A 12,919-nucleotide genomic window follows, 5' to 3' on the forward strand; every position below is an offset into this window, starting at 1 on the left:
CGTTCAACACCGCCCCCACAACCCCCGCCTCGTTCGGTGAAGGTTGAAACCGTGCGGGATAGCGATGGCAATCGCCTCCCTATTACGGGTCGGGTCCGGATTGAACAACGCGCTGATCTGAGCTTTGAAGGTTCAGGCCGTATAGCTTCCATTGCCGTGGATGTCGGCGATACGGTTCGGCGCGGACAAACACTCGCACGGCTGGATCCAGAGCCGGCACAACTCAAACTACAACAGGCCCGTGCGGATGTGAGCGCTGCAAAAGCGCAAAAAGCTGAACGAGAGCTGAATTTTCGCCAGCAACAAGCATTGTTTGATGATCGCGTGATCTCACCCGCTACGCTCGCTGCTGCTCGTGCAGCCTACCTGAGCGCCAACGAGCAGTTGGACAGCGCAAAGGCAACAGAAGCAATGGCCAGTCGAGCCGTGCGCACCAGCGCCATTGTGTCGCCATTTAATGGACGCATCGTCGCTCGTTCAGTTCAGCCCTTCGTAGACGTGACAGCGGGACAAAGCGTGCTTCAGATTGAGGGCGCCGAGAAGGCTGAAGTCGTCGGAATGCTTCCCGCGGCATTGGTCACTAAACTTAAGCCTGGGGATGTCGCGTCAGCCTATACAAATGCAAACCCCACGCGAATCGTCTCCATCCGATTGGAAAGCCTATCCAGTCGCCTGGAAAATGGCGCGCTGGTACAAGCCATCTTTCGTCCCGTCGATGCTAACAGCGAGCTGCGCAGCGGCGAGGCAGTACTAATTACATTGCCAACAGCGCAAGCACGATCGCCCTCTGTACCGGTGACAGCACTTATCCCACAAACACAGAGCAAACAAGCGAGTGTCTTTGTGTATGACTCAGGGACCGCAAAAGTCAGCCGTCGCGAGGTCACCCCAGAAACGGTGGAAAACGGTCGAGTACTTGTACATGACGGCCTTGCCGTCGGCGAAACCGTCGTGGTCGCAGGCGCCGCATTCCTGGTTGATGGTCAGGAGGTACGTCTGTATCAACCCGCCACACACATTGGCCGAGACAAAGCCTTATGAACCTGACGCGAAGCGCACTCGGCGCCAGCCGCCTGACCTTATTTACCGCACTTCTGATTTTGATAGGCGGCGTACTAACGTTCCTGCGGTTCCCCTCCCAAGAGGAGCCAACGATCACCATTCGTGACGCGCTTGTTGCAATTTACTTTCCGGGTATGCCGGCAGAGCGCATAGAAAATTTGCTAGCCAGACCGACCGAAGAAAAGTTACGTGAACTGGCGGGCATCAAAAAGATCATCACAACCGTGCGCCCCGGAAGCGCAATGATTCAGATCACGGCCTACGATCAGGTCAAAGACCTTAGCGCGCTGTGGCAGCGTGTACGCGCTAAGGCGAACGAGGCAGCTGCAGGATACCCGCAGGGCAGCCTCGGGCCGTTTGTCGATGATGATTTCGGCCGCGTGGCCGTAGCGTCCGTCGCAGTCACCGCGCCCGGTTTTAGTATGAGCGAAATACGCGAGCAACTTAAAAATACTCGTGAGCAGCTCTACGCTTTACCAGGCGTTGAACGTGTCTCTATATACGGTTTACAAGAAGAACGCATCTACCTCGAATTTGACCGCCAGCGCCTTGCTGGCCTCGGGCTGGGTCCCAACGCTGTACTGGAGCAACTGCGTACTCAAAACGTTGTGACGCCTGGCGGACTGCCCTCTGTTTCCGGATCGGCTTTCACCGTGATGACTACCGGAGAGATGCGAACTCTGGACGACCTGCGTCGATTTCTAATCTCCGTCCCGAGGGGAAATGACACAACAATTGTGGCGTTGGGTGAATTGGCAGACATTCGCTTGATGCCAGCCGACCCGCCGGAAACGGCGGCAATTTATGAAGGACAACCGGCCGTGGTACTTGCCGTTTCGATGGCATCCGGCCAGAACATCGCCGCTTTCGGCCTTCAATTACGCCAACGATTGAACGAAATCGCCAAGCAACTGCCGGCCGGTTTTGCCCAACATATCGTGACCTTCCAGGCCGACGTGGTTGAGCGCGAAATGGGCAAGATGAACAGCGTGATGGCCGAGACAGTCATTATTGTGATGGCGGTGGTGATGTTGTTTCTGGGCTGGCGCACTGGGCTTGTGGTGGGGGCAATCGTGCCGCTGACCATTCTCGGCTCACTGATTGTCATGAGCGCGCTGAAGGTCGAACTTCAAACGGTGTCCATCGCAGCGATCATCATCGCACTGGGACTTCTGGTGGATAATGGCATAGTGATTGCCGAAGACATCGAACGACGTCTTCAGGCCGGAGAGGAGAGACGCTCCGCCTGCATAGAGGCGGGGCGCACGCTAGCCATTCCACTGTTGACTTCATCGTTGGTTATTGTGTTGGCGTTTTCACCTTTTTTCCTTGGCCAGACCAGCACAAACGAGTACTTGAGATCACTTCCGATCGTGCTCGCCGTAACGCTGCTGGGATCATGGGTATTGAGCCTGACGGTAACCCCCTTGTTATGCCTTTACTTTGCCAAGGCTCATGCCCCAGCGGGCAATAAGGAGGCCGCCTACGATTCAAAACTGTATCGGGGCTATCGCCGTGTTATCCAAGCGCTCATGCTCCATAAACTGATGTTCATTGCCATGATGCTGTTGATGCTGACTGGAGCTGTCGCCGTACTCGCGTCCCTCCCCTACAGTTTTTTGCCTGAGTCAGATCGGCTGCAATTTCAGATGCCATTGACGCTTGAACCGGGTAGCGATTCTCGTCAGACACTGCAGACCGTCAAGGAGATCAGCAACTGGCTAGCGAATGACCAGGTAAATCCGGAAGTTGTCGACAGCATCGGCTACGTCTCAGACGGTGGCCCACGCATCGTACTGGGATTGAATCCACCGCTGCCTGCCACGAACGCCGGTTACTTCACCATCAGTGTGCGCCAAGGGAGCGACATGGATGCGGTGATCGCGCGCGTGCGCAATCATATGCTTGAGACCTACCCGCAAGTGCGTGCTGAGCCAAAACGATTTTCCCTTGGCACCACCGAATCTGGAAAGGCGGTCTATCGCGTCAGCGGACCGGACGAGACCGTATTACGTGCAGCGGCCGACCATATAGCTAAGGCTTTGCATGGCCTGCCAGGCACGGTCAACGTGCAGGACGATTGGGATGCTCGAATCTCACGTTACGAAGTGGTGGTTGACCAAGTGCGCGCCCGACGCGCGGGCGTGACCAGCGCCGATGTCGCTCAAGCGCTACAGACTCGGTACTCAGGCGCACAGGTGTCTCAGATCCATGACGATGACACGACGGTGCCAATCATGCTACGTGGGTCGATGACTGAGCGTGACCAAGCTGAAGACGTGGGTAGCACATTGATCTATCCGCAAGCGAACGGCTCGCCGGTTCCGCTGGCGGCTATCGCGCAAGTGACGCTTAGTTCAGAGCCCTCTGCGATTCAGCGTCGGAATTTAAATCGGACCATTACCATCTCAGGCCGTAATCCCGGGCTGACGGCGGCGACCCTAGTCGCGCAGATTGCGCCTAAGGTGGCAGAGTTTAAACTGCCACCTGGATATCATATTGAAATCGGCGGGGAAATGGAGGAGTCCGCAGAGGCCAATGAGTCGTTAGTGCAATATATGCCAGTTGCCGTATTGTCGATGTTGTTACTGTTCGTCTGGCAATTCAACTCGTTCCGAAAACTGCTGATCATCGTTGCCAGCATCCCATTTGTACTTATTGGCGCCGCACTGGCATTGGTGGTGACCGGCTATCCGTTTGGATTTATGGCCACATTTGGATTGCTATCCTTGGCAGGGATAATTGTGAACAACGCGGTCCTGCTGCTTGAGCGAATCGAGGTGGGTGTCGCCGAAGGCCAATCCCGTCACGATGCTGTACTGACGGCAGCAGTAGAACGGCTACGGCCAATCTTGATGACCAAACTGACCTGCATTGTCGGACTGATCCCGTTGATGATGTTTGCCGGTCCTTTGTGGACAGGCATGGCGATCACGCTAATTGGCGGTTTGGCGCTCGGCACCTTAGTTACATTAGGGTTGATCCCGGTGTTGTATGACCTGCTTTTCGCGGGCGCCATCGGGGAGCGGATTACCAACAAGGAAAAGGAACAGAACGTCTAAGGCGGAAGCGCTGAATCGCAAGCGCCCCCCCAATATGCGTTCTCTTGGATGCGTGATAGGCGGAGCCGGGCATCGGTCGCGTCGATTTTTTGATGAGACCGATGTATCACAGGGAGGCCCAGCAACGAAGGAGTGCATGGATGGGACCCATTGGAAGCAATGCTCCGGCGAAACGCCATCCCTAGTGCAACTGATCGGAAACTCTTCACACCACTTTAGCGCAGAGGTGAATACGGGCCTGGTGCATTTCTTTGTAGGCGTCCTGGTTATTTGTTGAGGCGCGCCCTTCGGCGACCAGAGACCGAGGCATGATGAAGCACTCTTAGCAGGGAATTCTCTTATTTGCTGGAAAGGTCCCTGATGTGGGTAATACGCAGCGGGCCAACCCACTGATAATAATTGGCGCGAGAACCATATTCGACCATGGATTCTGGGACGCAAAATTTGAAGGTCTTTCTCCCCCCGTCTACCGATGCAGCGAGCGAGTGAAATTGGCCAATTGTTGTCAAATCGGTGGGCGCCACCTAACCACGCAGGTGGTTTTAGGTGAGCGCTATTCCGCTAGCTATAGGATCCGAGACGAATCAGATCGATATGGCGCTCGAATCAACTTTGGCAGAATCGTATCCGATTACCGAAAGGGTCATAAACCTCCAGAACCTGCCCCCCTCCCTGCTGAACAATATCCGGATGACCAAATCCGTACCGTTTGCCAAGTAACTCATTGCGTAGAATTTCGATATTTTGCATCGGAATAAATATTGTCGATCCTGGACAGGCATCACCCTGCTGTTCGGACAAGTGGAGCTATAAACTGTTTCTGTTGCCCCCTGAATACAACGGTAGATTCGCTTCGAATCGGTGATCAAACTCGACGCTGAAGCCCAGAAAATCAACATATAACTCGCGGGCCTTAGTTTCGTCAAAAATTCGCAATACGGGAGTCGATTTGTCAAATGTAACAGCGGGGTCAGGATTTTCATCCGGAAGCATCGCTGATGCTACCTTCCAGCCCTTATAACCCAACTGCTGTGCGACCAGTTCGAGTGCAACGGTGGGCGACACTTCTTAATTGCGTTAATTGCGCGTCCCTAACGAAGCACACAGGCCCTTGGCCATCCGTTTGGCTTCTAGATTGAAGACATTATTTCTCTTGAAATGGAGACATTTGGTGCTCGCCTTGCCAAACCTCTTTCATCAAGAGAAATTCGATATGGTTCGTAAAAACATGCTCTCCCCTTTCCTTTACGGAGCGAGCGGCTGGCAGCATCGGCGACCCCTTATAGTACTCAACTGCTATTGGAGGCGAAATCTTTCAGGTAGACCGAGTGTAATCACGCAAGGTGGGTTAGACGGACGCACACGACTAATCGTTATCTATCGCCATAAGGCGATCAATGACATTGATCAACTGCTCCACCTGGGCCATAAACTCGGCCGCATTGTCGGGTTGGCCAGAACATTTAAGATCATACGCTAGCTCGGCAAGCCGTTCGGCATACAACTCAAGCTTGCTTATGATAAGCGAGCGCTCGAACTTGGACGTTTGGGCCATCACAACACCTATATTTTTATGATCATGGCCTCTAAAATTAGCTCGGGTTTTTTAATAAACGGTCGAGCTTTTTTCAATATTTCGTCAAGATGTTGATTTACTAGAAACTAAAACTTCGCCAAAATCACCAGCCAATTGATTTAAAAAATAAGCAATAGCCAACTGCGTACACATGTTAAACGTTGCGGTTGCTTGGCGAAGGACTGTGCTTGCGCCACGAACTCTCAGACTCAGAGTGCTGATCAACGATAGAGCCGGGCCGATAAGACGGGCACACTATGCTCAAGACCTGAGTCGCCTCAAGCAGCCAGCTAGCGAAACCATGGGCAGCCATCAGGTTCAGGCTTTCTGGGCCAAAAGCCATCATTCGAAGCTTTTACTGCACGCCGATGAGCCATTCATCGCCCAAGTCTCTGAATATCCAGCCCTCAATAAAAAATTGATAGATCCTTCATACAATCTTGATAATCAAGTGACAGCCTATAGGCAGACACAGCGCGAAATTCGTTTTAGATGCCACTTGCTTAAATTGGGTTGATCCTACTTTGAGGTCTGATGGCTCTCCGCCATAAGCATTTTCTCCTTTGGGGCTATGGCGTTTTTCTCCTGCAGCTGTCGCCTTAGGCCTCGGCTGCCAAGACCTGCCGGCAACTTTAGTACTGGATCGTTGATTTCAAGACGCTAGCTATCGATCAGAAGAAGAATCTTAACTTAACCTCATCGACCGCTAATACTGTCTACACAGCCATTCACTAACCCTGCTGGGCTGTGCCTCAAAATAGCAGCATTCGTTTGAGTCGATTGGTAGCGGAAAGCTCATGTGTTCGAAAGCCAATGTGCGACCTACTATGAATTCCCTGCTTCCTATTTGAGTAAAAGACCTTCGCGGCAGAGACAGGGCGACGCCAAAATGCATAGTGATTAGGGTGATAAACTTCAGCAGATCACGGCTTGACTCTAGACAGCGCGAATCCCCCATGTTCGTCAGTTTTCCGCTCTGGGTCAGGTATCAACGGGAAGGAGGTCGATTCATGCTTGAGCCCCTACAAGGCGTAGCCACCATCGCGGCCACCAATCAGTTCTTTGATGACTTGTGCCGGTTGGTGGACGCTAGAGAAGAGCTGCCCCTTTTGCGGCCTCAGGTCGAAGCATATCGCTGGGAAACCCTACATCATGCGGGAATGGTAAACACATATCATCAAATACAAGGTTTTTTGTGCGGCCTCATGGTCTCCGAGATATTGGACATCGAACAAGGTCGGCACCTGAATCAGCGCCTCGATAATTGTCATGACGTTGGATGGCGTTGATGAGTGCTTCAGCCGGTACAACGGACTACTGACGGGTGAAAAAATAATTACGGGTATCGTATCAATCGTTCGTGTTGCTTTGTGACGTCCAAACCGCCCTGTGAGGGAACGGCCTGGCAATCTTCGAACAGTGCCCCACAAAACCACCTGAAAAACAGCATCAGGACCACAGAAATTGCAACCTATCAGGGAAATAGGACAGCAACCGCATGGAAGCCTAGGTCAAGTGTTGGATCTTTAGACAATACCTAGCGGGTCTGCCCTTTGATAACAAGGCGACCTTTATGTACGACCTCAATAGCTTCGGCTCGATCGAAAAGCTGTTCTATAGTCCCATCGAAGCAGCGATACGCTGGTGCGATTTAATTGCTTATGAGGCTCAGATTCTGGAATCAGAATGGGAGACCCCAGGCCGGATTATCCATTCCTTTCCACAATGGCCCTGCTTGCACATAAAAATAGAAAAAATTCTGGATGCCATTCGAAACCACGAACTACCTTACGGAGCTCTGGGAACTACGGTTGCACCAGGCACTCCCGTTGATATTAAACTACTGACCGTCAGGCATTCGGACTTAAAGCGGTGGATGTTTCACTACCATCCAGATCAGCGGCCCACCTTCCTTTTCAGCCCAGTTGCAGCCGATCAGGTTGCGATCCATTACAGCACCTACTTGATTTTACAAGCAGATCGGGACGCCTTGCGGGTGCAGTTAAAGGCAACCAAAAAGCATCTCCAAATGCTGATCGATGAGCTAAAAGCAGCTGGGCTGGAGCGCGAAAATCTGCGCATGTTTGCCGAAAACAAAGAGCAGATCAGTAACCAAAGTAAAGCGAGCTACCTGAATGTCATTGGAGCGCTGGTAAACACCATACTGGGATCGTCTTCAACAGGAAGAAAGCATTCCATATTCGATAGTCAGGCTTCGATCGTCGACTCCATAACCGCTTATTACGACGGAGTACCAGGGCTGAGCAAGCGATCGTTGGATGAGAAATTTGCAGCCGCAAAACGTAGTCTCGCCCAAGCCAAAACATGAGGATTGCATTGCAATCATCGACGTTGCATTGCAATGACCGATAGCATTTTCTGGTATTGAATCCAGGTCACTTCCCACCCAACGCCATCTGGCTCTAGGAGTGACCACCATGTCCCATCAATCCTCCCCCATCGTTGCTCCGCCACCAAAACAAATCGAACGTCATATCATGCGGCGCGACGAGGTGGAGCGTAAAACCGGTTTCAAGCGTGCCCACATCTACAACTTGATGAAGGAAGGTAAATTTCCTCAGGCTAAACGCATTGGGATGCGTGCTGTCGGCTGGGACTCGCTGGAGATTGAGCAGTGGGTCGTAGAACGCTTAGATACGCAGGCCTGATGCAATGCGTGTGATTTCGGTGGTCTCCACCAAAGGTGGGGTGGGCAAAACCACAATAGCTGCCAACCTTGGCGGTCTATTGGCAGATGCGGGTCTCCGCGTTCTGCTACTCGATCTGGATAGCCAACCCACCCTCTCCAGCTATTACGCCTTGAGTCAGAAGGCTGATGTGGGTGCGTACGAGTTCATCGCGCTCAACTTAACAACCCCTGCGCAGTTTATTTCCAAGACAGTGATTGTAGGACTTGACCTGATCCTATCCAACGATGATCAAGGCCGACTGAGCTCATTGTTACTACATGCCCCAGATGGGCGGCTGCGGCTGCGCAATCTGCTATACACATTGCGCCCCCATTATGACCTGCTGTTGATCGATACACAGGGCGCACGCAGCGTCCTACTGGAGATGGCCTTACTGGCCTCTGACCTCGCCCTCTCTCCCATCACTCCGGAAATGCTCGCGGCCCGCGAACTGCGCCGCGGTACCTTGAAGCTGCTCAGTGAGCTCGAACCGTTTAGTCACCTGGGCGTTTCACCGCCAGCCTTGCGGCTACTACTTAACCAAGTGAACGCCAATCGGGTAGACAGCCGAATGATCATCCGTGGCCTGCGTGAAAGCTTCGCTAAGGTTAATAACATCTCTGTACTAGATAACATAGTTCCTGACCGAGTGGCGTATCTCAACGCTGCTTCTCTTGGGTTACCGGCCCATCGAATCGAGAAGCGTCGGTCACATCAAAAACGCTCTCCATCCGCGCATCAAACCATGCAATCGCTAGCTATCGAATTGTTTCCGGAATGGCGCGAGGCGATCTCTAGGGTGAACGGATGCGCGGAGATTTAATAAGACGAAATACCAAGCCGGCATTTCTCGCCAAGTCATTTTTTATCGACATTGATGCCAACAGCGTTTGGCAAGGAGTCTTTTGATGTTGGATCAGCTTCCCATCATCGCTCAACCATCCACTCGCCCACAGCACCCACCCCGCGAGGAGTACTGCACTGTGGTGTTTCGCCTGCGGGGTGGGCGCTCGGCCATGGGTTGGCTCCTCGAAGAGCTCTCCCGACATTTCGAAGGTTCGGGAACTGCCGAGATCGTAAAATTCGAGGTCGGTGACCATTTGCGTAACCGGCGTTAACTGAGGTTGTTCCGATGAAGAAGCTCAGTCAGGAAGAGATCACCGACAAGCTGCACCAGGAGCATTTCCCTCGAGGGCCGGAACTGGAGCGGCTGTCCGATCCACTTGCTGACACGCCTATGTTGGTCACGCTGGAGCAGTTGCGGCCCTACGAACACAACCCGCGTTTCATCCGTAATCCTCTGTATGACGATATCAAAGCCTCGATCCGTGAGCGCGGGCTGGATCAACCACCGCCGATTACCCGCCGTCCGGGAGAGTCTTATTTCATAATCCGTAACGGAGGCAATACACGCTTGGCGATTCTCGGCGAACTGTGGCAGGAAACCCGCGAGGAGCGGTTCTTTCGCATTCACTGCTTGTTCCGCCCCTGGACCGATGAACTCACCGCCCTGCTCGGCCATTTGGCCGAAAGCGATCTGCATGGTCAGCTCACCTTTATCGAACGTGCGCTGGCCGTGGCCAAACTCAAAACCATGCTCGAACCAGAGGGAGCTGTGCTCTCTCAACGTGAGCTGGCACGACGTCTTGCCGCTGGCGGCTATCCCATTTCGCAGTCGCATATCAGCCGAATGTTGGACACCCTTGAACACTTGCTGCCCGCCATTCCGCAAACACTATATGCCGGATTGGGTAAGCCTCAGATCGAACGCCTGATCGCTCTGCGTAGCCAGGCAGAACGAACCTGGAACCGTTACCCGCCCGTCACCGTTTCGTTCGCCGAGTTTTGGCTCGGCACCTTGGTCATCTTCGATGCCGATCCCGAATCCTTCGATCTTGAGCAGATCCAGGATGAACTGCTCGAACGCATGAGCGGTTTACTCGGACAGTCCTACCGTATGTTGGCCTTAGAGCTGACCGATACCCAACGCGTCACTCCTACACCTGGCTTTGTAGTCACCAAACCTTCGGAGAACAGTGTTCCGCCGGGTATTGATGAAGCCGAGACAGGACCGCGTTCCTCCAAGCCCGGTCCCAAGTCAACCGAGAGTCTGATCGAACCACGGGGCGAGAAACTGCCAGAACCGCCTGAAATGGATGTCGTCTCAGCGGCCAACCCTCCGTCACGCGTTCAAAAGATTCGTGAACAGATTGACCGCGAGACTTCCACCGATGCAGCGCCCACCGTCGAAACCTGCACGATCGACGACATCTGGATCATCGCACCAGCACTCGATACCCCCGAACAACTGCGTTTAGCCATTGCCGGGCTGGCTCGGGAAATGGCGGCCTATGCCGGACATCCTGAGAGCATTATCGATCAGAAGCATGGCTTGGGCTTCGCTCTAGACATCGAACGGGTTGATCTTGCCACGCCTCGCGCGGCCGGCGTTCACCTGCTGCTCCTGGCCCTGTTGCGCGCTCAAGACGACGTGAACTGGGAAGATCGTAAGCAACTGCCGTCAGCGCTATTCGGCCAGTTGTTGCTGGGGATCTATCAACTTTCGCTACCAGACCGTCCCGTCATGGACGTAGGCCTCGAACGACTACCTGATAGTCTGTTAATCAAATTATATCGCCTGATCCGCCTGGCCCGTCGCCTGATCGACTTAACACTTACCCCTGAAGATGACTCACCGAAGGAACTGCCATGAACCTGTCCTTCAATGTGCTCAACCAGGCCATGCTGACTCAGGTACTGCATGAGCTGCGCCTGGGTAACCTGCAACGCTGTAAGGCGCTCGGGCTGAGTGAAGACGACATCTACCTGCTGCAATCTTTACCACCCACCACGCTGTCGCGTTTGGCCCATGCCACCGTACCTTGGGTAGAGGTCAAGATCGACTCGCCGGTGCTGCATCGATTGATCGAACAAGCCGAGCGCGACGAGCAGAACGAGCGCTTGATCAATCGAGCGCTCAAGCTTGGCGCCAGCAGCACCATCATGTATCAGTGCTTCGGCCTGGCGCATTCGGAAACCGCCCTGCGTCGACGCCTGCTCAAGATAGAAACCCGTAAGGGCCGCCCTCAGCATTTGAGCGAAACCCAGGAACACGCGCTATGGCAGCGTTGGTGCCAACTGCGGGCTCAGGACGGTACCGAGGATCAGCTCGACGCCATGATGATGCTGGCGGAGGAGCAACAGATCAGCTTGACCATCGTGTGGCAGCAGATTGACCAGTACAGCAACAACACATGAATACTGCCCCTTCCAGTCGCTGGCAGCGTGTCCTGCAACAATGCACCCAGCAGCTGAGTGAACGCTGGCCCGCACGCCCCACCACTGAACACCCCTCCAACCCGGCTCTGCAGGCGGGCTTTCTGTTCAGCGGCCAATCTCACGAAGTCGTGCCACGTCGGCTGCTGTTGGATAGTCGATTGACGCCATTGGAACGGAATGCCTGGCAAGTGTTCCGACTCATGCTGCAAGGCCAGGGCGTGGTCACGCCGCGCTATGAGGATTTGCAGCCTTACCTGTCAAGCGTGCCCTACGGTGCGTCAGCCTCCCGGGAAACCATTGCTCGGGTGTTGACGATGCTCAGGTTGACGCGTTGGCTGAGTTTGGTGAGTCGCGGACGCGATCAGCTCAGCGGACGTCTTCAAGGTTCGCTGTACGTTCTGCACGATGAGCCGTTAACCCCCGCCGAAGCCATCGAACTGGATCAGGATTACCTGGCGATGGTCGGACATGCCCTCGGTCATGCGACCAAGGCGGTGCGCATTGTCGCGCAGAACATTGTGGAAGAAATCCGCCAGGACACCGATATCGATCAGGGTCGATTACCGACACGGCTCGACAGCTGGGGCGAAATTTGGACGCAGCAAGGATTGGATCCGGCAACCGGTACCGCTCTGCTCGATTCCGGACGGGGGGAAGATGCCCTCGTTCGGAATCGTGCAGGCCCTCGTTCGGATTCCGAACCGGGGCTGAACGCCAGTGTTTCCGGCACTGTTCGGAATCCGAACGCCGCCTGTACTGTATTAAAAGAAAGTATTTGTACAGTACCGCGCGCGACTCCGACGGTGGATAACCTGCACTGGCCCGCTGCGCTGCACCTGAGCCCAAGCGAGCGTCAGGCCGTCGCCGTGGCGCTGAACAAGCTCAAACCAGCGGATCGGCAGGCGGTGCTCAACGAAGCGGGGGCACGCTGTGCGGCCGGTGGAATCCGCAAGCCAGCGGCGTATCTGATGGGCCTGATCCAGCGCGCGCTGAAAGGTGACTTTCATCCTTGGGCAGGTCAGGCCGAACCGCCACCCATTGCAGAACCGCCTGCACAACCACCCTTGCGCCCGATTCGAAAACAGGGCGAACCCGTGTCTGCCCTTGCTCAAGCGTGCCTGAATGAGCTGCGCCAACTGCGCGGCAAACGGGGTGGACGCCAGTAGATTTGATGCCAGTGGCATCAAATCCACTGAGGTCTTCATAGTTAGCCCCTTAAACCAAACCGAACAGACCGCATTCAGCTTTTT

Annotated in this window: 12 protein-coding genes and 1 pseudogene; 11 read left to right on the forward strand and 2 right to left on the reverse strand. The window is 54.2% G+C overall.

The annotated features are described in order from the left end of the window. Positions 1-36: 36 nt before the first annotated feature. Positions 37-1,041, forward strand: a complete 1,005-nt coding sequence (locus ACZRMO_RS10080) for an efflux RND transporter periplasmic adaptor subunit (RefSeq protein ID WP_169905047.1) — start codon at positions 37-39, stop codon at positions 1,039-1,041. Then, positions 1,038-4,124 (forward strand): efflux RND transporter permease subunit, encoded by a 3,087-nt coding sequence (locus tag ACZRMO_RS10085; protein ID WP_102879494.1) that lies wholly within the window; start codon positions 1,038-1,040, stop codon positions 4,122-4,124. Before ACZRMO_RS10080 ends, ACZRMO_RS10085 begins: the two co-directional genes overlap by 4 nt. Positions 4,125-4,730: 606 nt before the next feature. On the opposite strand, the pseudogene ACZRMO_RS10090 reads toward ACZRMO_RS10085, so the two are convergent. Both ACZRMO_RS10090 and ACZRMO_RS10095 read right to left on the reverse strand, forming a co-directional pair. After that, positions 4,731-5,189 (reverse strand): annotated as a pseudogene (locus tag ACZRMO_RS10090) (glyoxalase superfamily protein); the annotation flags it as partial. Positions 5,190-5,490: 301 nt separating this feature from the next. After that, the gene (locus tag ACZRMO_RS10095) at positions 5,491-5,679 is read right to left on the reverse strand and encodes a hypothetical protein (protein ID WP_102879495.1); all 189 of its coding nucleotides are present in this window, start codon (positions 5,677-5,679) and stop codon (positions 5,491-5,493) included. Positions 5,680-5,914: 235 nt separating this feature from the next. Between ACZRMO_RS10095 and ACZRMO_RS10100 the strand changes: the two genes are divergently transcribed. From ACZRMO_RS10100 to ACZRMO_RS10140, 9 genes are all read left to right on the forward strand, one after another. Beyond that, on the forward strand, positions 5,915-6,217 hold the full coding sequence (locus ACZRMO_RS10100) for a hypothetical protein (RefSeq protein ID WP_169905049.1): 303 nt from the start codon (positions 5,915-5,917) through the stop codon (positions 6,215-6,217). Between the two features lie 493 nt (positions 6,218-6,710). Continuing rightward, complete coding sequence (locus ACZRMO_RS10105) at positions 6,711-6,989, forward strand: hypothetical protein (RefSeq protein WP_102879496.1); 279 nt, start codon at positions 6,711-6,713, stop codon at positions 6,987-6,989. A gap of 284 nt (positions 6,990-7,273) precedes the next feature. Next, entirely contained in the window at positions 7,274-8,029 is a 756-nt protein-coding gene (locus ACZRMO_RS10110; RefSeq protein WP_169905052.1) for a hypothetical protein, read from the forward strand. 109 nt (positions 8,030-8,138) lie between these two features. Further along, complete coding sequence (locus tag ACZRMO_RS10115; protein WP_102879497.1) at positions 8,139-8,369, forward strand: AlpA family transcriptional regulator; 231 nt, start codon at positions 8,139-8,141, stop codon at positions 8,367-8,369. A gap of 4 nt (positions 8,370-8,373) precedes the next feature. Further along, a complete protein-coding gene (locus ACZRMO_RS10120; protein WP_102879498.1) occupies positions 8,374-9,213 on the forward strand; it encodes a ParA family protein in 840 nt (279 codons plus the stop codon). An 85-nt stretch (positions 9,214-9,298) separates the two neighbouring features. Further along, the gene (locus tag ACZRMO_RS10125; RefSeq protein WP_102879499.1) at positions 9,299-9,508 is read left to right on the forward strand and encodes a hypothetical protein; all 210 of its coding nucleotides are present in this window, start codon (positions 9,299-9,301) and stop codon (positions 9,506-9,508) included. A gap of 14 nt (positions 9,509-9,522) precedes the next feature. Then, positions 9,523-11,103 carry a ParB family protein gene (locus ACZRMO_RS10130; RefSeq protein WP_102879500.1) on the forward strand — a complete coding sequence of 527 codons (1,581 nt, stop codon included), beginning with the start codon at positions 9,523-9,525 and terminating at the stop codon, positions 11,101-11,103. Next, positions 11,100-11,648 (forward strand): DUF2857 domain-containing protein, encoded by a 549-nt coding sequence (locus tag ACZRMO_RS10135; protein WP_102879501.1) that lies wholly within the window; start codon positions 11,100-11,102, stop codon positions 11,646-11,648. The genes ACZRMO_RS10130 and ACZRMO_RS10135 overlap by 4 nt, the downstream gene beginning before the upstream one ends. After that, complete coding sequence (locus tag ACZRMO_RS10140; protein ID WP_102879502.1) at positions 11,645-12,835, forward strand: STY4528 family pathogenicity island replication protein; 1,191 nt, start codon at positions 11,645-11,647, stop codon at positions 12,833-12,835. Before ACZRMO_RS10135 ends, ACZRMO_RS10140 begins: the two co-directional genes overlap by 4 nt. Positions 12,836-12,919 lie beyond the last annotated feature (84 nt).

This window comes from Pseudomonas sp. B611 (genome assembly GCF_055407965.1).